General features: G+C 72.7%; 17 protein-coding genes. 1 reads left to right on the top strand and 16 read right to left on the bottom strand.

The annotated features are described in order from the left end of the window. Nucleotides 1-55 precede the first annotated feature (55 nt). From VKG64_10205 to VKG64_10130, 16 genes are all read right to left on the bottom strand, one after another. Entirely contained in the window at nt 56-934 is an 879-nt protein-coding gene (locus VKG64_10205; GenBank protein ID HKB25414.1) for a branched-chain amino acid ABC transporter permease, read from the bottom strand. Between the two features lie 16 nt (nt 935-950). After that, nucleotides 951-2,060 (bottom strand): NAD/NADP octopine/nopaline dehydrogenase family protein, encoded by a 1,110-nt coding sequence (locus tag VKG64_10200; protein ID HKB25413.1) that lies wholly within the window; start codon nt 2,058-2,060, stop codon nt 951-953. After that, on the bottom strand, nt 2,057-3,250 hold the full coding sequence (locus tag VKG64_10195) for a CoA transferase (protein ID HKB25412.1): 1,194 nt from the start codon (nt 3,248-3,250) through the stop codon (nt 2,057-2,059). Before VKG64_10195 ends, VKG64_10200 begins: the two co-directional genes overlap by 4 nt. 251 nt (nt 3,251-3,501) lie before the next feature. Continuing rightward, nucleotides 3,502-5,775: a xanthine dehydrogenase family protein molybdopterin-binding subunit gene (locus tag VKG64_10190; protein ID HKB25411.1), complete on the bottom strand. Its 2,274-nt coding sequence runs from the start codon at nt 5,773-5,775 to the stop codon at nt 3,502-3,504. 2 nt (nt 5,776-5,777) lie between these two features. After that, a complete protein-coding gene (locus VKG64_10185) occupies nt 5,778-7,373 on the bottom strand; it encodes a methylmalonyl-CoA mutase family protein (GenBank protein HKB25410.1) in 1,596 nt (531 codons plus the stop codon). Nucleotides 7,374-7,385: 12 nt separating this feature from the next. After that, nucleotides 7,386-7,763 carry a cobalamin B12-binding domain-containing protein gene (locus VKG64_10180; protein ID HKB25409.1) on the bottom strand — a complete coding sequence of 126 codons (378 nt, stop codon included), beginning with the start codon at nt 7,761-7,763 and terminating at the stop codon, nt 7,386-7,388. Between the two features lie 100 nt (nt 7,764-7,863). Next, complete coding sequence (locus VKG64_10175) at nt 7,864-8,292, bottom strand: OB-fold domain-containing protein (GenBank protein ID HKB25408.1); 429 nt, start codon at nt 8,290-8,292, stop codon at nt 7,864-7,866. After that, the gene (locus VKG64_10170; protein HKB25407.1) at nt 8,289-9,650 is read right to left on the bottom strand and encodes an amidohydrolase family protein; all 1,362 of its coding nucleotides are present in this window, start codon (nt 9,648-9,650) and stop codon (nt 8,289-8,291) included. The genes VKG64_10175 and VKG64_10170 overlap by 4 nt, the downstream gene beginning before the upstream one ends. Next, complete coding sequence (locus tag VKG64_10165; GenBank protein HKB25406.1) at nt 9,647-10,603, bottom strand: 3-hydroxyacyl-CoA dehydrogenase NAD-binding domain-containing protein; 957 nt, start codon at nt 10,601-10,603, stop codon at nt 9,647-9,649. The genes VKG64_10170 and VKG64_10165 overlap by 4 nt, the downstream gene beginning before the upstream one ends. Then, nucleotides 10,600-11,769: a beta-ketoacyl synthase N-terminal-like domain-containing protein gene (locus tag VKG64_10160; protein HKB25405.1), complete on the bottom strand. Its 1,170-nt coding sequence runs from the start codon at nt 11,767-11,769 to the stop codon at nt 10,600-10,602. The genes VKG64_10165 and VKG64_10160 overlap by 4 nt, the downstream gene beginning before the upstream one ends. Continuing rightward, nucleotides 11,766-12,230: a MaoC/PaaZ C-terminal domain-containing protein gene (locus VKG64_10155; GenBank protein HKB25404.1), complete on the bottom strand. Its 465-nt coding sequence runs from the start codon at nt 12,228-12,230 to the stop codon at nt 11,766-11,768. The genes VKG64_10160 and VKG64_10155 overlap by 4 nt, the downstream gene beginning before the upstream one ends. Next, nucleotides 12,227-13,387 carry an acyl-CoA dehydrogenase family protein gene (locus VKG64_10150; GenBank protein HKB25403.1) on the bottom strand — a complete coding sequence of 387 codons (1,161 nt, stop codon included), beginning with the start codon at nt 13,385-13,387 and terminating at the stop codon, nt 12,227-12,229. Before VKG64_10150 ends, VKG64_10155 begins: the two co-directional genes overlap by 4 nt. After that, the gene (locus VKG64_10145) at nt 13,384-15,114 is read right to left on the bottom strand and encodes a hydantoinase B/oxoprolinase family protein (GenBank protein ID HKB25402.1); all 1,731 of its coding nucleotides are present in this window, start codon (nt 15,112-15,114) and stop codon (nt 13,384-13,386) included. Before VKG64_10145 ends, VKG64_10150 begins: the two co-directional genes overlap by 4 nt. Beyond that, complete coding sequence (locus VKG64_10140; protein HKB25401.1) at nt 15,111-17,174, bottom strand: hydantoinase/oxoprolinase family protein; 2,064 nt, start codon at nt 17,172-17,174, stop codon at nt 15,111-15,113. Before VKG64_10140 ends, VKG64_10145 begins: the two co-directional genes overlap by 4 nt. Before the next feature lie 3 nt (nt 17,175-17,177). After that, on the bottom strand, nt 17,178-17,903 hold the full coding sequence (locus tag VKG64_10135) for a GntR family transcriptional regulator (GenBank protein HKB25400.1): 726 nt from the start codon (nt 17,901-17,903) through the stop codon (nt 17,178-17,180). A gap of 78 nt (nt 17,904-17,981) precedes the next feature. After that, complete coding sequence (locus tag VKG64_10130; GenBank protein ID HKB25399.1) at nt 17,982-19,130, bottom strand: acyl-CoA dehydrogenase family protein; 1,149 nt, start codon at nt 19,128-19,130, stop codon at nt 17,982-17,984. 153 nt (nt 19,131-19,283) lie between these two features. Here VKG64_10130 and VKG64_10125 point away from each other — a divergent pair. Further along, the coding region (locus VKG64_10125) for a glycosyltransferase family 2 protein (protein ID HKB25398.1) at nt 19,284-19,799 on the top strand (516 nt) is incomplete at its 3' end.

Here is a 19,799-nt window from a genome sequence, read left to right as displayed (position 1 = left end):
TGCCACGGCCAGGCGAGGACCGCCACGACGCCGAGCGCCCGCGCGGCCCGCGCCATCAGACCTTCCGCCGCGCGACCCGGCCGACCACGCCCCCGGGGCGCACCAGCAAGATCGCGATCAGCAGGAGAAACGGCACGGAGTACTTGATCTCCGACGGCAGGTAGAGCGGCGCGAGATTCTCGATGACGCCGAGGAGCATCCCGCCGACGACGGCGCCCGGCATCGAGCCGAAGCCGCCGAGGACCGCCGCGATGAACCCGTTGATCGCGACGAGCCCCATCTTCGACGAGAGGAAGATCACCGGCGCGATGAGGACGCCGGCGATCGCGCCCACGGCCGCGGCGAGGACCCAGGACGCCGAGTACACGCGCTCGACGCTGATCCCCATGAGCCGCGCGGCGCGCTGGTTCTGGGCGACGGCGCGCATCGCCCGGCCGAGGCGGGTCCAGGCGAAGAGCGCGTAGAGCGCCGCCATGAGGACGAGCGAGGCGCCGATGATCCCGAGCGACACGGGCGCGACGCGCACCGGGCCGAGCGCCACCGGCCGGTTCGTGAAGAGCGACGGGAACGGGAACTCGTCGTGGGTCCACACGAGCCCCGCCGCCGAGCGCAGCACGAGCGAAACGCCGAGCGTGAGGATCAGCACCTCGAAGTGCGTGGCGGAGATCGCGTGGCGGATGACGAAGCGCTCGATCGCCCACCCGAGCGCCGCGGCGGCGGCGACGGCGATCAGCATCACGACGGCGAGCGGCAGCCGTGCGTGCTGGTAGACCGTGAACCCCACGAACGTCGAGACCATGAGCATCTCGCCCTGGGCGAAGTTGAGCGTGCGGGTGGCGTTGTAGACGATCACGAGGGCGATGGCGACGAGCGCGTAGATCGAGCCCGTGGCGAGCCCGCTGACGACGACGTGGACGAGCGCCGCCGTGCTCACGCCCGCCGGGCCCCGCTCACCGCACCACCCGGTTCCAGGCCGGCGCGACCCAGCCCGCCTCCAGGAAGGCGCGGATCTCGCGCCGGCTCAGGTCGCCGAGCCCCAGGTGCTCGAGGGCGCGGCCGCGGCCCGAGAGGTCGCGGCCGAGGAGGGCGCCGAACAGGAGCAGGAGCCCGGTGGTCGCGGGCGTCGCGACGCCCGCGGCGCGCGCCGCCGACTCGAAGAGCGAGAGCCCCAGCGCCGCGTCCTCGACGACGTAGCGGTGCTCGAAGGTCAGGGTCTCGCTCCAGAGCCCGCTCGCGAGGAGCTTCGCCTTGGCGCCCGCGCCGTAGAGGCCCTCGGCGGCGCGGCGCTCGTCGTAGTAGGTCGCGAGCTCGTAGTGGGGCGCCGGGTAGCGCCAGCCCTGCCGCGTGGCGGCGCGCTCGCCGTCCACCGCGTCGATGAGCCGACGCACGCTCGGCGTCGTGCCGGCCGCGTGGACGTCGAAGCGGCCGCCGTCGATCGCGCCCGCGTTCAGGAGGACCAGCGGCGGGTGGATGACCGGGCCCGCGTTCGTCAGCGCGGCGTCGAGCGCGTCGGCGCACGGACGGAGCGCGGGGAAAAGCTCCGTGAGGCGCTTCAGCACGGCGCCGGCGCGCGACGCGGGAAAGACGCCGGCCGGCAGGTTCGCCGCGCGCACCGGGGCCCGCACCGCCGCCGGTCCCGTCTTCCGCGTGAGGTACGGGAGCGTCCCCGTCTCGGCGAGCGCGTACGGCATCCTCCCGCCCTCGCGCGCGAGGCCGCGCGCGAGCACGACGCTCCCGAGCGTCCCCGGCGTGAGCAGGACGATCTGACGCTCGGTGACGTGGGGCGCGAGCCGCTTCGCGAGGTCGTCGTGGCTCGTCGCGGGCAGGGGCGCCACGAGGATCTCCGCGCCCTCGACCGCCTCGCCGAGATCAGTCGTCGCGCGCTCGAGGCGCGCGCTGCCCTGCCGCCCCTCCGCGACGAGCGTGATCGTGGGGTCGTCGACCAGCGGGCCGAGCGCCGTCTTGGACCGCGCCCAGAGCCTGACGCGATGGCCGGCGAGCGCGAGGTCGGCCGCCGTCGTGAACCCGCCGTTGCCTCCGCCGAGGACGGCGAGTCTCACCCGATCGCCCCCGTGCTGCGGAGCTCGGCGATCCGCGCGGCCGGATACTCGAGGAGCTCCCGGAGCACGCGGTCGGTGTGCTCGCCAAGACGCGGCGGCGGCGCGACGCTGAGCCCCATCGCGCCGTCCACCTTCAGCGGGGTGCCGAGCGTGGGCACGCGGCCGTGGACCGGGTGGTCCATCTCGACGACCATCCCGCGCTGCCGGATCTGGACATCGTCGAGCACGCGATCGACGCTCTGGATCGGCGCCGCGGGCACGCCCTCGGCCTCCAGGCGCGCGAGCCAGTCCGCCGTCGTGCGCGTCGCGAGCTCCGCCTCGACGAGCGGCATCAGCGCCGCGCGGTTCGCGACGCGGTCGCGGTTCGTCAGGAAGCGCGGGTCGCGCTCCCACTCCGGGCGCCCGAGCGCCTTGCAGAAGCCGCCCCAGAACTTCTCGGTGAACACCGCGACGACCACGTGGCCGTCGCGCGTCGCGCACGCGCCGTAGGGCGCGACGGAGGCGTGCGCCGAGCCGAGCGGCCCGGGCACGCGGCCGTCGGCCCAGAAGTACTGGGCGACGTAGGTCAGGAGCGAGACCTGGCAGTCGAGCAGCGAGAGATCGATGCGCGCGCCCTCGCCGGTCCGCTCGCGCCGGAGCAGGGCGCCCGCGACGGCGAGCGCGCCGAACAGGCCCCCCGCGAGGTCGGCCACGGGGAGGCCCATGCGCACGGGCGCGCGCCCGGGCTCGCCGGTGAGCGACATCGCGCCGCCCATCGCCTGGAGCGCCAGATCGAACGCCGGCCGGTCGCGGTACGGCCCCTCCTGCCCGTAGGCGGAGATCGAGCACACGACGAGGCGCTGGTTCAGCGACCAGAGCTTCGCCCAGCCGCACCCGAGTCGCTCCATGACGCCCGGGCGGAAGTTCTCGAGGACGACGTCGGACCGGCGGACGAGGTCGTAGAACACCTCGCGCCCCGCCTCCTTCGTGAGGTTGAGCGCCACCGACTTCTTGCTCCGGTTGATCGCGAGGAAGTACGCCGACTCGCCGCCGGGGAGGAACGGCGGTCCCATGCCGCGGACCGGGTCGCCGCCGTCGGGCTCCTCGATCTTGATCACCTCGGCGCCCAGGTCGGCGAGGAGCTGGGAGCCGTAGGGGCCGGCGAGCATCCGCGAGAGATCGAGGACACGGACGCCGTCGAAGAGCCTCATCGCCCGCGTCCCGCGCGACGTGCCCGCCGGGGTCCTTGACCCGGCGCCGCGAACACCGTAGCTTTACTTTCGATGAAGACTGTAAAGTGCGTCCGTCGTCGGGGCCGGACTCGGAGGAGAGCTGGTCGCATCGTCCTCACCTGCACTGAGGAGACGCTGGCCGGCTACCCCGGCAGCCTGACCGGAGTTTATCCGAAGGGAGCCCTGCGGAAGCTCCGCCGCGAATGGCGGTAGTCGTCGTCACCTGATCCTCACGGCCGCTTCGCCTCCAGGGCCGCGCGGACGCGCGCGGGCGTGATGGGGAGCTCGGTGAAGCGGACGCCGATCGCGTCCTTCACGGCGTTGGCGACCGCGGCCGCGACGGGGATCACGCCGGACTCGCCGAGCCCCTTCGCGCCGAAGGGCCCTTCCGCGTCCACGGTCTCGATGAGCCGCACGACGATCTCGGGCATGTCGTCCGCCTTCAGGAGCGCGTAGTCCATGAAGGACTGCGTCAGGATCTGGCCCTCGGCGACGACGAGCTGTTCCGACAGCGCGTACCCGAGCCCCATGTGGATGCCGCCGTGGACCTGGCCCTCGGCGGCGCCCGGGTTGAGCGCGCGGCCGACGTCGTGGGCGGACACGATCTTCCCGACCCGGATCTCGCCGGTCTCGGGGTCCACGTCCACGCGGACGGCCTGGAACGCCGACGTGTACGCGGCGGAGACGTTGCCCTGGAGGTCCTTGTCGAGCATCGCCGTCGGCGGATCGTAGAAGGCCTCGGCGACGAGCATGCGCCCGTGGTCCTTGAAGTGCCCCGCGCGCGCCGCCTCCTCGTACGCGAGCCGGCGCGCGGGGTTCGCCCGGACGAACACGAAGCCGGCCCGGATGTCGAGCGCCGCCGCGGGCTCCTCCAGCTCGGCGGCGGCCGCCTCGAGGAGCAGGCCCCTGATCTTCTCGGCGGCGAGGCGCGCCGCATTGCCGGCGACGAACGTGGTGCGGCTCGCGTGCGTGCCGACGTCCCACGGCCGCACGCTCGTGTCGGAGTTGACGACGTCCACGCGCTCGAGCGGCACGCCGAGCGTCTCGGCGACGATCATCGCGAGGACCGTCTCCGAGCCCTGACCGATCTCCGACGCGCCCGTCAGGAGCGTGACCCGGCCGAAGTCGTCGAGCTTGACGATGGCGCCGCAGCCGTCGGAGCGGTAGATGCGCGCCCCGCCGCCGACGTGGAACATCCCCGCGTAGCCCACGCCCCGCCGCCAGCCGGGCCGGGGCGGCGGCGCCCCGTGCCGGATCTCCGCGGCCGCGGCCTCGATGCACTCGGCCATCGCGAACGACGTCAGCAGGAACCCCTGCGGGTTCACGTCGCCCGGCTTCGACGCGTTCCGCCGCCGCAACTCGAGCCGGTCCAGCCCGAGCCGCTCCGCGAGCTCGTCCATCTGCGACTCGACGGCGAAGGTGGACTCGGGGTTGCCGTAACCGCGCATCGAGCCCGAGTAGGGGTTGTTGGTGTAGGCGATCGTCGAGTCGAAGCGCACGTTGGGCACCCGGTAGAGGCCCGCGACCGTCGAGAGCATCACGTACGGCGTCGTCGAGCCCCAGGACGTGTAGGCGCCGTTGTCGATCGTCACGTGGGCGTCGCGCGCGAGCAGCCGACCGTCGCGGTCGGCCGCGGTCCGGAGGCGGATCGCGCACGGCTCGCGCGTCGGGCACGCGATGAACTCCTCCACGCGGTCGAACTCGATCTTCACCGGCCGCCGCACCCGCCGCGCGAGGAGCGCCGCGATCACGTCGATCGGGTAGAGGTCGAGGCCGCGGCCGAAGTTCCCGCCGACGGGCGGCTGCAGGACGCGCACGAGGTCGCCCGTGATCCCGAGCGCGGCCGCCAGGTCGCGCTGGTAGAGGAACGGGACCTGGGTCGTCGTCCACATGGTGACGCGGTCGCCGGCCCCGTCCCAGTCGGCGATCGCGACCATCGTGCCCAGGCACGCGGACGTCACGAACGGGAGACGATACGTGTTCTCGACGACCACCGCCGCGTCGGCGACGGCGCGGTCCACGTCGCCGTGGGTGAACTGGTGGCGGAGCGTGTGCCGGTTGGTCCCGAGCTCCTCGTGCACGAGCGGGGCGCCCGGCGCGAGCGCGGCCGCCGGGTCGAAGACCGCGGGCAGCTCCGCGTACTCGACGCGGACGAGGTCGAGCGCCGCCTGGGCGAGCTCCGGCGTTTCCGCCGCGACCGCGGCGACCTCGTCGCGGATGCAGCGGACCTTGCCGCGCTTGAGCGCCGTCTGGTCCCCGGCGAAGCCGAACCGGATCGGCTCGACGTCGTCGCCCGTCAGAACGCAGAGGACGCCCGGGAGCGCCCGCGCCCGCGAGGCGTCGATCCGGAGGATCCGCGCGTGAGGGACGCGCGCGCGGAGGATCTTCCCGTGGGCCAGGCGCGGCAGCTCGAGGTCGTGGAGGTAGCACGTGCGGCCCGTCACCTTCTCGGCGCCGTCGCGCTTCTTGACCGTCGTGCCGATGATCTGGAAGGCGTCGACCATGCTCAGAACTTCACCGGCTCCTTGTGCTCGCCGAAAACGTCCTTCAGGACGCGCGCGATCTCGCCGAGTGTCGCGTAGGCGACGACGGACTGCATGATGGGCTCCATGAGGTTCGCGGTCCCGCGCGCCTCGTCGCCGAGCCGGCGGAGGGCCGCGGCGACGGCGCGTCCGTCGCGCTCACGCCGCACCCGCGCGAGCCGGCCGACCTGGGCGTCGGCCGCCTTCGGGTCGAGCGCGTAGAGCTCGACCTCGCGGTCGGCCTCGACCGGACGATCGCCGACGTGGCAGTTCGCCGCGACCTTCGGGACCTCGCCGGAGACGAGCTTCTGCTCGAAGAGGTACGCCTGCCGCGCGACCTCGGCCTGGAGCGCGCCGCTCTTCACCGCCTCGACGATCCCGCCCATCCGCTCGACGCGCTGGAGCTCCGCGAGGATCGCCCGCTCCATCTCGTTCGTCAGCGCCTCGACATAATACGAGCCCGCGAGCGGATCGACCGTGTCGGCGGCGCCCGATTCCTCGGCGCAGATCTGCATCGTGCGGAGCGCCAGGAGCTGGGCCTTGGCGGACGGGATCGTGTAGGCCTCGTCGTACGTCGGCAGCGCGACCGTCTGAGCGCCCGACAGCGCCGCCGCCAGCGCGATGTAGGCGCCGCGCACGATGTTGTTCTCCGGCTCCTGCATGACGAACGCCGAGCCGCCGCCGCCGATCAGGCTGCGGAACATCCACGACTTCGGGTCCCGAGCCCCGAAGCGCTCGCGCATCATCCGCGCGTAAAGGCGCCGGCCGGCGCGGAACTTCGCGACCTCCTCGAAGATCTTCCCCCACGCGGTGAAGTTGAACGAGATGCGCGGCGCGAACTCGTCGACGGACACCCCCCGCGCGCGCATCAGCTCGACGTACGCGGCGGCGATGGCGAGGCCGTACGCCATCTCCTGCGCGGTGGTGCAGCCGGCCTCGCGGATGTGGTAGCCGCACACCGAGACGGGGTTCGAGCGCGGGTAGCGCTTCGCCGAGAACTCGATGAGGTCGGCGACGAGCCGGAGCGACGGCTCGACCGGATACACCCACGTGCCGCGCGCGATGAACTCCTTGAGGATGTCGTTCTGCGGCGTCGTGACCACGCGCTCGGCGGCGGCGCCCTGCTTGGCGGCGACGGCGTAGTACATCGCGGTGATCGGCGCCGCCATGCTGTTGATCGTGAGCGAGACGCTCACACGGTCGAGCGGGATCCCGGCGAATGCGTCCTCCATGTCGGCGAGGGAGTCGATCGCCATCCCGACGCGCCCGACCTCGCCCTCGGCGCGCGGGTCGTCGGAGTCGAGCCCCAATTGGGTCGGGAGGTCGAACGCGACGTTGAGCGCGTCCTGGCCGTGCCCCATGAGGTACTTGAAGCGCGCGTTCGTCTCGGCCGGCGTGCCGAACCCGACGTACTGGCGCATGGTCCAGAGCCGCTCGCGGTACATGTGGGGGTGGATGCCGCGCGTGTACGGGTACTCGCCCGGCCGGCCGATGTCGCGCTCGAACTCCACGCCGGCCGCGTCCTCGGGGCCGTAGACCGGCTTGATCGGAAAGCCCGCGTGCGCCCGCAGCTCTTTCATGGCCATCCTCTTTCAGAGCGGATTCTTGAACGCGGCGACGATGTCCGGCAGCGGCGTCCCCATGGGGAAGACGCGGGCGACGCCGATCCGTTTCAGCTCGTCCACGTCACGCGGCGGGACGATCCCGCCGACGACCACCTGGATGTCGTCCGCGCCGTTGGCGCGGAGTCCCTCGAGCACGCGCCGCGCGAGCAGGACGTGCGCGCCCGAGAGGACCGACAGCCCCACGACGTCCACGTCCTCCTGGATCGCCGCCTGCACGATCTCGTCGGGCGTCCGCTTGAGGCCCGAGTAGACGACCTCGACGCCCGCGTCGCGCAGCGCGTGCGCGACGACCTTGGCGCCGCGATCGTGGCCGTCGAGCCCCGGCTTCGCGATCAGGATTTTCATGGGACAGGGCACGGGCGCCCGGGCTGTCGCCACGCCCGTGCCCCACCGGAATCACCCGTCCCGGTCCGTCCGTCGCGCACCGTGAGTCGCGGTACCGGATTCATACCACCCTGAAGGCGGGGAGCCAGCGCGGGTTGCCCTTCGGGTCGTCGGCCACGCGCAGGGGCGAGAGCCGCACGCGCTGGCCGAGCTTCACCGCCGCGGGGTCGGCGTCGGTGAGGATCGAGAAGACGCGGTGGCCGTCCACGTTCACGATCGCGAAGACGCGCGGCGCCTCGAAGCCCGCGGGGAGCCCCGTCTCCTGCACCGTGAACGCGTGCACCGTGCCCTCGCCCGGCAGGTCCGTCCAGTCGAACGCATCCGAGCCGCACTCGGGGCAGAAGCCGCGCGGCGGCCACGCGCTCCGGCCGCAGCCGCGGCACTTCGTGGTCGCGAGCCGGCCCCCGGCGAGCCGCGTGTAGAACTCGTGGAGCTTCGTGTGGTCCGCCGACTCCAGCGGGAACGGATCGAGCGCCCGGAAGTAGGTCATGCGATCACCGGCCACTTCGACTCGATCGGCAGGCCGGCACGCGCGATCTGCTCCCGCGCCAGCACCTCGACGCGCTCGTACACCGCCCGCTCGTCGAGCGTCGCGAGACGTCCCTCGTCGAGGACGATCCGGCCGTCGATCAGCACCGTGCGCACGCTCGCGCCGCTCGCCGCGTAGACCAGGTTGTTCACCGGGTTCAGGAGCGGCCGCCACTCCGGCGTGTCGAGATCGTACAGGACGAGATCGGCGCGCTTGCCCGGCTCGAGCGAGCCGATCTCCCCGTCGAGCAGGAGCGCCTCGGCGCCCCGGATCGTCGCCATCTCGAGGACGCGCTCGGCCGGGAGTACGGAGACGTCCAGGCGCGCGTCCTTATAGATGGTCGCGACGAGGTACATGATGCGCAGCATGTCGAAGTGGTTCGAGCCGTTGCCGCTGTCGCCGCCGAGGGCGACGCAGACGCCGGCGTCCGCCATCTCGGGGAAGCGGCCGTGCGCGGCGAGCCCCTTCGTGTGCTTCAGGCCCGCGGTCGGGCAGTGGGCGATCTTGACGCCCCGCCGCGCGAGCAGCCCGATGTCGGCGTCGTCCACGTACACCATGTGAGCGAGCTTCGCGTTCGGGGCGAGGACGCCGAGCTCATCGAGCTCGCTGAGCGGCATGTTGTCCCGGGTCTTTCGCGACGGATGCGACGCCAGGTGCATCATCCCCCAGCCGACGCCGCGGCGGTCGGCGAGCGCCTTGGCGCCCCGGATGAGGCCGGGCGAGCACGCGCCGAAGCCGAGGAGCAGCGGCCACGCGCCGATCCGCCCGGCCGCGCGCCCGTGCACCTCCGCGAGCATCGCCTCGTTCGCCCGGAGGGCCTCGGCGGTCGTCTGCTTCATGCGCCCGGGGCCGTCGGCGAGGTCCCACGTCCAGCGGCCGAGGATCGCGCGCATGCCCGCCTGCTCGACCGCGTCGGCGACGGCGGCGACGTCGAAGAGCGTGCCCGCCTCGCAGAAGGTCGTGGTCCCCGTGCGGATCATCTCGATGCAGGCGAGGAGCGCCGCGTACTTCTCCTCCTCCGGCGTCATCACCGAGTAGAGCGGGATCAGCCAGTCGGGAAGATAGCGGTCCACCGGGACGTCGTCCGGCAGGAGCCCGCGGTTCAGGTGCTCCGACAGGTGGACGTGCGCGTCCACGAAGCCCGGGAGCACGACGCGCCGCCGGCCGTCGATGACGCGGTCGGGCGGCCGCGGCGGCCTCACCCGTGCCGCGACGTCCACCTGGACGATGTCGCGGCCGTCCACCAGCACGGAGCCGTCGCGCAGGACGCGCCGCTCGCGGTCCACGGTGACGACGGTCGCGTGCTCGATGAGGATCACGGCGCCGCCCGTTCCCTTCGGAGCTGCCTCAGGAGCGCGCGGATCTTCTCGCTCTCGAAGCGGTCGCGCTTCTCGCCCGCGTAGTCGAAGAAACCGCGCCCGGTCTTGGGCCCGAGCTCGTTCTTCGCCATCTTCTCCTCGACGAGCCGCGCCGGCTTGAACCGGGCGTCGCCGAGCGCCGTCGCGAGGAACGCGCTCGCGCGGTGGAGGATGTCCACGCCGCCCCAGTCGATGAACTCGAAGATGCCCACCTGCGCGTAGCGAAAGCCCATTCCGGCCTTGAACGCGCGATCGACGTCCTCGGGCGTCGCGACGCCTTCCTCGACGAGGCGCACGGCCTCGTTCATGAGCAGCGCCTGCAGCCGCGGGCCGATGAACCCCGGTGAGTCGCCGCAGCGGACCGGGACCTTGCCGAGCCGCTCGAGGATCGCCAGCGTGCGCGCGACGACGCCGGCCGACGTCCGCGCGCTCGGGACCACCTCGACGAGCGGGATGATGTGCGCCGGGTTGAGCCAGTGGGCGACGAGGAAGCGCTCCGGGCGCTCGACCGCGTCCACGAGGTGGGCGGGCGAGATCGTCGAGCTCGTGGAGGCGAGGACCGCGTCGGGCGCGAGCCGCCCCGCGAGCCGCCGGAACACGTCGCGCTTGAGCTCGGGGATCTCGGGCAGCGCCTCCTGGACGAAGGCGCAGCCCGCGAGCCCGTCGAGGCCCGCCCGGTCCTCGATGCGCCGGAGGACGGCGGCGGCGTCCCCGCCGCCGAGCACGCCCTCCTCGCCCATCAGCGCGAGGTCGCGCGCGAGCTCCCGCCGGACGTCGGCGAAGAGCGCGGCGCGCTCGGCGCCGGCGCGCGCCTTCAGATCTATAAGGAGCGCGCGGTGGCCGCCGAGGGCGAACGCGAGCGCGATCTGGCGCCCGATCCGCCCGGCGCCGAGCACCGCGACGGACGTGGTCACGCCGGCTCCTTCCCGTAGATCATGACCACGTGCTCGCCCATGCCGCTGTTGTTGTGGGTGAGCCCGACGGCGGCGCCGGGGACCTGACGCGCGCCCGCCTCGCCGCGGAGCTGGGCGAAGACCTCGGCGGCCTGGGCGACGCCGGTCGCGCCGAGCGGATGCCCGCAGCCGATCAGCCCGCCGCGCGGGTTCACCACGACGTCCCCGCCGTAGTCGCTCCGCCCCTCGGCGACGAACGCACCGGCCTCGCCCTTGTGACAGAAGCCGAGCTCCTCGTACGCGATCAGCTCCGCGATGGCGAAGCAGTCGTGGACCTCGGCCAGGTCCATCTCGTGCGGCCCGACGCCCGCCATCTGGTACGCGGCCTGGGCGGCGCGCTTGAGGGCGGGCCAGTGCGCGTAGTCCGCGTGGAGCGAGGAGAGCTGGAAGCCGTCGAGCGCCTGGCCGGTCCCCCGGATCCAGACGGGCGTGTCGGTCAGCGCGCGCGCGCGCTCCTCCGACGCGAGGACGACCGCGGCGGCGCCGTCGGTGATCGGCGAGCACATGTAGAGGCGCAGCGGCGTCGAGATCATCCGCGAGCACAGCACCTGGTCGAGCGTCGCGCCCTTGGTGAAGTGCGCGTTCGGGTTCTTCATGGCGTGGGTGTGGTTCTTCACGCCGACCAGCGCGAGCTGCTCCTCGGTCGTGCCGTACTCGGCCATGTGCCGCTGCGCGGCGAGCGCGAAGCACGGCGGGGCCGTGAGGCCGAACGCGGCCTCCCACTCGCGGTCCACGCCCGTCCCCATGTTGAGGATGGCCTCCTCGCCGGCCGGCTGGTTGAGCTTCTCGACGCCGAGCACCATGACGAGGTCCGCGAGCCCCGCCGCGATGAACGCGTAGGCGTAGCGGATGCCGACCGTGCCCGACGCGCACATGTGCTCGGTGCGCGCGCTGAGCGCGCTTGGCCTGATCCCGAGCGCCTCCGCGGCCATCGAGGAGATGTGCGACTGAAAGGCCGTGCGCTCCGGCATGACGGAGCCGACGACCAGCCCCTCGACGTCCTTCGGCTTCACGGCGGGCACGGAGTCGAAGCACGCCTTGCCGGCCTCCCAGATGAGGTCGCGGTAGCTCGCCTTGCGCACGCCGAACTTCGAGACCCCCGCGCCGACCAGCGCCACTCGCCTCATCGCCGCCTCCGCATGAGGACGCTCTCCTCGTAGGTGCACACCGCCTCGCCGCGCTGGTTCTTCACGGTCACGTCGAAGATCACGACACCGCGGTCGGGCTTCTGCGCCTCACGACGCTCCTTCACCGTCATCTCGGTGTGCACGGTGTCGCCGAACTTCACGGGCGCGGTGAAGCGGAGCCGGTCGAGGCCCAGGAGCGCGAGCGTCGTGCCCTCGAACCAGCCCGCGAGGTTCTGCTGGCCGTTCGACACCGCGAGCGTCAGGATCCCGTGCGCGACACGCGCGCCGAACGGCGTCGTCTTCGCGAACTCCGCGTCGGTGTGCAGCGGGTTGAAGTCGCCCGTGAGGCCGGCGAAGCGCGAGACGTCGCCGGCCTCCACGGTGCGCCGACCCGTCACGAGCGCCTCCCCGACCGTGAAGTCCTCCCACCAGCGCCCGCGCGGCGGCACCTCGCCGCTCATGCGAACGCCTGGCCCCGGTCCCAGTCGAGGTCGCGGCCGATCACCAGGCGCAGGATCTCCGAGGTCCCACCGCCCGGCAGGAGGAAGCGCGCGTCGCGGAAGTAGCGCTGCACCGGGTACTCCATGGCGAGGCCGTACGAGGCGAAGATCCGCGCCGCCTCGTCGGTGACCCTCACGGCCATCTCCGAGGCGACGAGCTTCGCCATCGCGGCCTCGCGCGTGAGCGGGAGCCCCGCATCGAGCCGCGCCGCGGCCTGGTAGGTCAGGAGCGTCGCCGCGTGAAGCTCGGTGAGCATGTCGGCGAGCTTGAAGGCGATCGCCTGGTGCTCGACGATCGGCTTCCCGAACGCCTGGCGCTCGCGGGCGTAGGCGAGCGCCGCCCCGTACGCGGCGCGCGCGAGGCCGACGGAGATGGCGGCGGTCATCACGCGGATCTCCGACAGGATGCCGCCGATCTTCTCGACGCCGCCGCCCTCGCCGCCGAGCAGGTGCTCGGCCGGCACCTCGACGTCCTCGAGCAGGATCTCCCCCGTCTCCGAGGCGCGCACCGACATCTTCTCGATCTTCTTGCCGAGCGCGATCCCGCGCATCGTCGCGCGGTCCAGGAGGAAGAGCGCGATGTTCTTCATCCCGCGCTCGGCCGAGGTCTTCGCGGCCACCGTGAGGACGTCGGCGACCGGCGCGTTGGTCACCCAGGTCTTGCCGCCGCGCAGGACCCAGCGGTCGCCGCGGCGCTCGGCGCGCGTGGTGATGTTCGCGACGTCGGAGCCCGCGTTCGGCTCCGTGAGCGCGAACGTCGCGACCAGCTCGCCGCGCAGCGCGGGCACCAGGTACTTCCGGCGGAGCGCCTCCGAGCCGTACTTGTAGATGAAGTGCGTGCCCATGAGCGACTGCATGGCGGCGGCCGCGGCCACCGAGAGCGAGCCGCGCGCCAGCTCCTCGGCGAAGAGGCAGTAGGTCACCATGTCGGCGTCGGCGCCGCCGTAGGCCTCCGGGTAGCGGAGGCCGAGGTAGCCGAGCTCGCCCAGGCGCCTGAAGAGCTTCGCCGGGAACTCCGCCCGCTCGTCGAGCGCCTCGGCCGCCGGCGCCACCTCGGCGTCGACGAACCGCGCGACGGCCCTGCGGAAGTCTTCTTGCTCCGCGGTGAAGCGGATCATGCCCGCACCTTCTTCCGGAGCTCGCGTGTGGCCGTCTCGTCCACCCGGAGGTCGATCCCGGAGCCCGCGATCACGACACCGTACTCGCGCCGCGCGGCCCCGACCGACACGTAGTCGTCGAGCACGTCCTCGAGCACGCGGCGGGGCTCGCGCTCGAACGGGTCGCCGTACCCGCCCGCGCCCGACTGCTGGAAGGAGAGGACGTCGGCGTAGGCGAACTCGCGCGAGGCCTTGCCGTGGACGACCTGCTCGCCGGGCCCGGGGTTCAGCACGGTGCGGCCGAGCCGGCCCGGCTCGCCGCCGAAGAGGCCGTACGGCGGAAACTTCTGGCGGTCCGAGAGGTTCGTGAGCTTTCCCTCGTCGGCGAGGAAGCGCATGTCGCGCCGGATCCCGCAGCCGCCGCGGAACCGTCCCGCGCCCGCCGAGTCGCGGATCAGCTCGAAGCGCTCGACGACGATCGGCTGGTTCGCCTCCTGCGCCTCCACCGGGATGTTCGAGGCGTTGAACGCCCACGACATCGCCTCGCATCCGTCCTTCGTCGCGCGCGCGCCGGTGCCCGAGAGCACCAGCTCGTAGGCGACGAACCGGCGCTTCCGCGCGCGGTCCCAGCCCCCGAAGGTCGGGTTCGCCATGTGTGAGGCGGCCGCCGCGACGCGGTCGGGCACGGCCTTGGCGAGGGCGCCGATGACCGACTCGAACGTCCGGTAGCAGATGATCGCGCGCGGTCCCCCGCCGGCCGGCGGCCGCGGGTTCAGGAACGAGCCCTCGGGCGCCCGCACCGTGATCGGCCGGAGCGCGCCCTCGTTCATCGGGCCGAACGGGTCGGCGAGGCACTTCACCGCCGCGTACGAGTAGGAGCGCGTGTAGTTGATGTAGGAGTTCATGCCCGACGCGGTCTGCGGGCTCGAGCCCTCGAAGTCGACGACCATCGAGTCGCCGGCGACCGTCACGGTGACGGCGACGCGGAGCGGCGCGGTCTCCGGCCCGCAGTCGTCCATGAAGTCCTCGAAGGCGTAGGCGCCGTCGGGAAACGCGCGGATCGCCGCGCGCATGTTCGTCTCCGTCCGCTCGATGATCTCGTCCATCGCGCGGGCGAGCGTGTCGCGGCCGTAGCGCGCCGCGAGCTCCTGGAGCCTGAGCTCGCCGACTCTGAGCGCGCTCCGCTGCGCCCGCAGGTCGCCGAGGACCTTCTCGGGGGTGCGCGTGTTGGCCGCGATGATGGCGACGACGCCGGGGTCCTCCTGGTACTCGCGCCAGACCTTGGTCGGCGGAATGCGAAGCCCCTCCTGGAAGTAGTCGAAGACGCCCTCCACGCCCTGGCTGCCGGGCCGCTGGCCCCCGACGTCCGTGTGGTGGAGGATGTTCACGGCGAAGCCGACGAGCGCGCCCGCGTGGAACGCGGGCTGCGTGACGAAGAAGTCCGGGAGGTGGCCCGAGCCGAGCAGCGGGTCGTTCAGGAGGATCGCGTCGCCCGGGCGCAGCGTCTCGACCGGATGGGCCGCGAGCGCGTTTTTCACGGCGAACGACATCGCGCCCATGTGGCCCGGCGAGTAGGGCCCCTGGGCCACCATGCGGCCCCGCGGGTCGAACACCGCGACGGAGAAGTCCTGGCCCTCGCGCGCCTGCTCCGAGTACGCCGTCCGGTGGACGGTCGTGCCGATCTCGACGGCGATCGACTGGAGCGCGCCCCAGATCACGCCGAGGGTGATCGGGTCCAGCGCGCTCATTCGAGCTCCGCCACGAGGCTCGCGTACTCGTCCACGGTCGCCGCCACGCCGGGCGGGAGCACCGTCGTGGACTCGCGCTCCTCGACGATCGCCGGCCCCTCGACGCGGGCGCCGGCCGCCAGCGCGTAGCGGTCGTACACCGGCGTGTCCACGTAGCCGCGCGCCTCCGGGAAGTACGCGCGCCGCGTCCCCTTCGGCGCGCCGTCGCCGCCGCGCGCGGCGGCCTTGGCGAGCGCGATGCGCGGCGAGCCGCCGACCGCGGAGAGCTTCCAGGTGACGACCTCGACGGGCTCGGCGGGGTTCGCGTAGCCGTAGCGCGCGGCGTAGACCTCGTCGAACGCCGCGCGGACGCGGGCGAGCGCCGCGGCGTCGAGCGCGCCCGCGGGCACGGGCACCGTCAGCTCGTAGCCCTGGCCGACGTAGCGCGCGTCGGCCGCGCGCGCCAGCGTGACGTCGCCGGCCACCGCCGACTCGCGGACGACCTCGAGCGCCTGCGCCGCCATCTCGTCGTACATCGCCGTGAGCCGCGCCGGGTCCGCGGCGTCGATCCGGCGCACGTACGTCCGCGCGACGTCGAACCTGACCTCCGCGGCGAGGAGCCCGATCGCGGCGGTGACGCCGGCCGCCGCGGGCAGGATCACGCGGGGGACGCCGAGCGCCTGCGCGAGACGGCAGCCGTGCACGGGGCCGGAGCCGCCGAAGGCGACGAACGTCAGCTCGCGCGGGTCGCGGCCGCGCTCGATGGAAACGACGCGGGTCGCGAGCTCCATGTTGGTGTTGACGATCGCGTGGACGCCCCACGCGGCCTCCGCGAGCGGCAGGCCGAGGGGGCGCGCGAGCTTCTCCTCGATCGCCCGCGCCGCGGCGTCCGCGCGGAGCTTGAGCGAGCCGCCGGCGAAGTAGTCGGGGTTGATGTAGCCGAGGACGACGTCGGCGTCGGTCACCGTCGGCTCCGCACCGCCGCGGCCGTAGCACACCGGGCCGGGCGTGGACGAGGCGCTCTCCGGCCCGACGGCGATCACACCGAGCCTGGCCCGCGCGATCGAGCCGCCGCCCGCCCCGATCTCGACGAGGTCGAGCGCCTGGATGTTCATCGGCAGCCCGCTGCCCGGCGCGTTGTTCACGCGGTGGAGCTCGAACGCCGTCGTCGTGTATGGCCGGCCCTTCTCGATCAGCGCGAGCTTGGCCGTCGTCCCGCCCATGTCGAAGGCGATCAGGTCGCGGTGGCCGGTGAGCTCGCCGTAGACCGCCGCCATTAGGGCGCCCGCGGCGGGGCCCGACTCGATCATCCGCACCGGGTAGCGCTGCATCGCCTCCGCCGTCGCGACGCCGCCCGAGGACTGCATGACGAAGAGCCGGCCGCCGTAGCCGCGCTCGCGCATGGCGGCGGCCAGCGCCCGGAGGTACTCGCGGACCGCCGTCATGACGTAGGCGTTCACGACCGTCGTCGAGGTGCGCTCGTACTCGCGGAAGGTCGGCGAGACCTCGTGCGAGAGCGTGACCGCGACGTCCGGCGCCTCGTCGGCGACGAGCCGGGCGAGCCGCTTCTCGTGCGCCGGGTTCAGGTACGCGTGCAGCAGGCAGATCGCCAGGGTCCGCACGCCGCGGGCCGCGAGCTCCCGGATCGCGCGGCGCGCGTCGGCCTCGTCGAGCGGCGTCCGCACGCTCCCGTCCGCCAGGATCCGCTCCGTGACCTCGCCGATGAGGCGGCGCGGGATCAGCGGCGCCGGCTTCTCGATCTGGAGGTCGTAGACCTGGTAGCGCTTCTCGCGCCCGATGGTGAGCACGTCGCGGAAGCCGCGCGTGGTGAGGAGCCCGACGCCCCTCGCCTTGCGCTCGATGACGACGTTCGAGCCGAGGGTCGTGCCGTGCACCGCCTGGGCGACGTCGCGCCAGGTCACGCCGCCCTGCGCGACCAGCCCGTCGAGGCCCGCCAGGCACGCCTCCGACGGGTCCGGGTAGGTCGTCAGCCGCTTCGCGGTGAGGAGCTCCCCGGACGGGGACTGGAGGACGAAGTCGGTGAACGTCCCGCCGACGTCGAACCCGATCCGGTACGCCATGCGTCAGCTCCGCCGCTCGGCGCGCGAGAGGACCAGGCGATAGGGGTAGCGCCGCCCGGTCTGGTACGTGATCGCGTACTCGACGGGCTCGCCGCCGGCGGCGAAGTAGGTGCGTTCGAAGAGGAGCAGCGGCGAGCGCGGCCGGAGCTGCAGGAGCTCGGCGATCTGGCGCGGCGCCAGCACCGCGTCCACGACCTGCTCCATGGACTTGATCGGCACGCCGAGCACGCGCTCGATCGCGCCGATCAGGGACGTCTTGGAGAGGTCCTCGTCGGAGAGGGCCGTGCCGATCGTCAGCGGCATGTACGCGGTCACGTGCTGGAAGGGTCCGACGTCCGCGTGACGGACGCCGCTGATGCGGTAGACCGACGAGCGGGGCGGCAGCTTGAGCGCCTGCGCGATGTTGGCCGGCACGGGCACGATCTCGCGCGCGATCAGCTTGAACCACGACTCGTCGCCCAGCGCGATCATGTCGCCGACCGAGCCGATCACCCGGAGCTTGCGGTCGGAGGCGCCCGACGGCGTCGAGAAGGTCCCGCGCCCCGCGTGCCGGTAGAGGAGCCCCTCCTCCACCAGGACGTCGAGCGCCTGGCGGACGGTCGGCCGGCTCACCTTGAACTGCTTGCAGAGCGCATGCTCGGACGGGATGCGCTCGCCCTCGCCGCGCAGGTCGTGACGGACGGCGTCGGCGATCTGGAGGTACCGCGGAATCCCTGGACGATAGTTCACGTCGACGGGCCTCCCGCTGTCAGGATGTCTAGACACCTATCACTCGGGCGGGGCGTCGTCAATGACCGAAACGCCCGGCTACCCGCGGAGGAGCTCGCGGGCGACGACGACACGCTGGATCTGGTTGGTGCCCTCGTAGATCTGCGTGATCTTCGCGTCGCGCATGAAGCGCTCGACCGGGTACTCGCGCGTGTAGCCGTAGCCCCCGAAGACCTGCACCGCGTCGGTCGCGACCCTCATCGCGGCGTCGCCCGCGAAGCACTTGGCCAGCGACGACTCGAGCGCCGTGCGCGGGGCGCCCCGGTCCAGGAGCGCCGCCGCGTGGTGGACCATGAGCCGGGCGCCGTGCACGTGCATCGCCATGTCGGCGAGCATGAACTGGATCCCCTGGAACGCCGCGATCGCCTGGTCGAACTGCCGGCGCTCCTTGGCGTACGCGACCGCGGCGTCGAGCGCGGCCTGGGCGATGCCGACCGCCTGGGCGCCGACGGCGGGACGCGAGCCGTCCAGGATGCGGAGCGCCAGCCTGAAGCCGTCGCCCTCCTCGCCGAGCCGGTTCTCGGCGGGCACCTCGCAGTCGGTCAGGTGGAGCGCGACGGTCGGCGAGCCGCGCACCCCGAGCTTCTTCTCGAGCTTGCCGAGGGCGAAGCCGGGGAACGTGGGCTCGACGAGGAACGCGGTCACGCCGTACTTGCCGCGGCCGCGGTCCACGGTCGCGAAGAGGGTGATGACGCCCGCGCGGCTACCGTTCGTCACCCACATCTTGCTGCCGTTCAGGAGATAGCGGTCGCCCGTGCGCACCGCCGTCGTCGCGAGGGCCGCGGCGTCGGAGCCGGAGCCGGCCTCGGAGAGCGAGAAGGCCGCCGTGATCTCGCCGGACGCGAGGCGCGGCAGGTAGCGGCGCTTCTGCGCCTCCGTCCCCGCGGCGACGATGGGAAACCCGCCCGCGTACTGCACGAGGAAGAGGACGCCCGTGGACGCGCATGCCCAGGCGATCTCCTCCACCGCGAGAGCGAACGCGAGCGCGCCCATCTCCGTGCCGCCGTAGGCCTCGGGGATGTAGAGCCCCATGAGCCCCTGCTCGCCGAGGAGCCGCAGCTGCTCGGCCGGATACGCTTCCGTCTCGTCCACCTCGGCGGCCCGCGGCGCGATCCGCCCCCGCGCGAGTGCGCGAACGAGGTCGCGCACCTGGCGCTGCTTGTCGCTGAGATAGAAGAGGTCGCGCATCGCCGACATTATCCGCCCCACGCGCGCGGCTGACAATTCTCGGCACACCGTGGCGCCCACTTTGTCCATTTCTGGAAGCGCGGCTCGACGGAAGTGCGCGAGATCCCGGAGGTCCACCGCTGGCACCCGCTTTGCGACCGGCAGAGCGCAGCCATGAAGACCGAACCCAAAGTCGTGGTGGTGATGCCGGCGTACAACGCCGGACGGACGCTCCGGATGACGTACGAGGAGCTGCCGAAGGACACGGTGAACCTCGTGATCCTGGTGGACGACGGCTCGACGGACGCCACGCTCGACGTGGCGCGCCAGCTCGGGCTGGAGATCTTCGTCCACAACCGCAACTACGGTTACGGTGCGAACCAGAAGACGTGCTATGCGGAGGCCCTGCGGGCGGGGGCCGAGATCGTGGTGATGGTGCACCCGGACTATCAGTACGATCCGCGGCTGGTCCCGCAGCTCATCGCGCCGATCGTGCGGGGGGAGGCCGACGTGGTGCTGGGCTCGCGGCTCAAGACGGGCTCGGCGCTCGCGCAGGGGATGCCGTGGTGGAAGTACGTCGCGAACCGGTTCCTCACGGGGCTCGAGAACCGGGTGTTCGGGCTCCGGCTCTCCGAGTACCACACGGGCTACCGCGCCTTCCGCCGCGAGGTGCTGGAGACGGTGAACTTC

It is taken from the genome of Candidatus Methylomirabilota bacterium, from assembly GCA_035260325.1.
In the GTDB taxonomy this organism is placed as follows: Bacteria; Methylomirabilota; Methylomirabilia; order Rokubacteriales; family CSP1-6; genus AR19.
The sequence above is the reverse complement of the archived record's forward strand: the minus strand, read 5'-3'. Positions and strand labels throughout refer to the sequence as shown.

Coding starts and splice junctions, on each gene's coding strand:
- VKG64_10195 (HKB25412.1), bottom strand. CDS start 3,250: ATGAGGCTCTTCGACGGCGTCCGTGTCCTCGATCTCTCGCGGATGCTC.
- VKG64_10190 (HKB25411.1), bottom strand. CDS start 5,775: ATGGTCGACGCCTTCCAGATCATCGGCACGACGGTCAAGAAGCGCGAC.
- VKG64_10185 (HKB25410.1), bottom strand. CDS start 7,373: ATGAAAGAGCTGCGGGCGCACGCGGGCTTTCCGATCAAGCCGGTCTAC.
- VKG64_10180 (HKB25409.1), bottom strand. CDS start 7,763: ATGAAAATCCTGATCGCGAAGCCGGGGCTCGACGGCCACGATCGCGGC.
- VKG64_10175 (HKB25408.1), bottom strand. CDS start 8,292: ATGACCTACTTCCGGGCGCTCGATCCGTTCCCGCTGGAGTCGGCGGAC.
- VKG64_10160 (HKB25405.1), bottom strand. CDS start 11,769: ATGAGGCGAGTGGCGCTGGTCGGCGCGGGGGTCTCGAAGTTCGGCGTG.
- VKG64_10155 (HKB25404.1), bottom strand. CDS start 12,230: ATGAGCGGCGAGGTGCCGCCGCGCGGGCGCTGGTGGGAGGACTTCACG.
- VKG64_10150 (HKB25403.1), bottom strand. CDS start 13,387: ATGATCCGCTTCACCGCGGAGCAAGAAGACTTCCGCAGGGCCGTCGCG.
- VKG64_10145 (HKB25402.1), bottom strand. CDS start 15,114: ATGAGCGCGCTGGACCCGATCACCCTCGGCGTGATCTGGGGCGCGCTC.
- VKG64_10140 (HKB25401.1), bottom strand. CDS start 17,174: ATGGCGTACCGGATCGGGTTCGACGTCGGCGGGACGTTCACCGACTTC.
- VKG64_10130 (HKB25399.1), bottom strand. CDS start 19,130: ATGCGCGACCTCTTCTATCTCAGCGACAAGCAGCGCCAGGTGCGCGAC.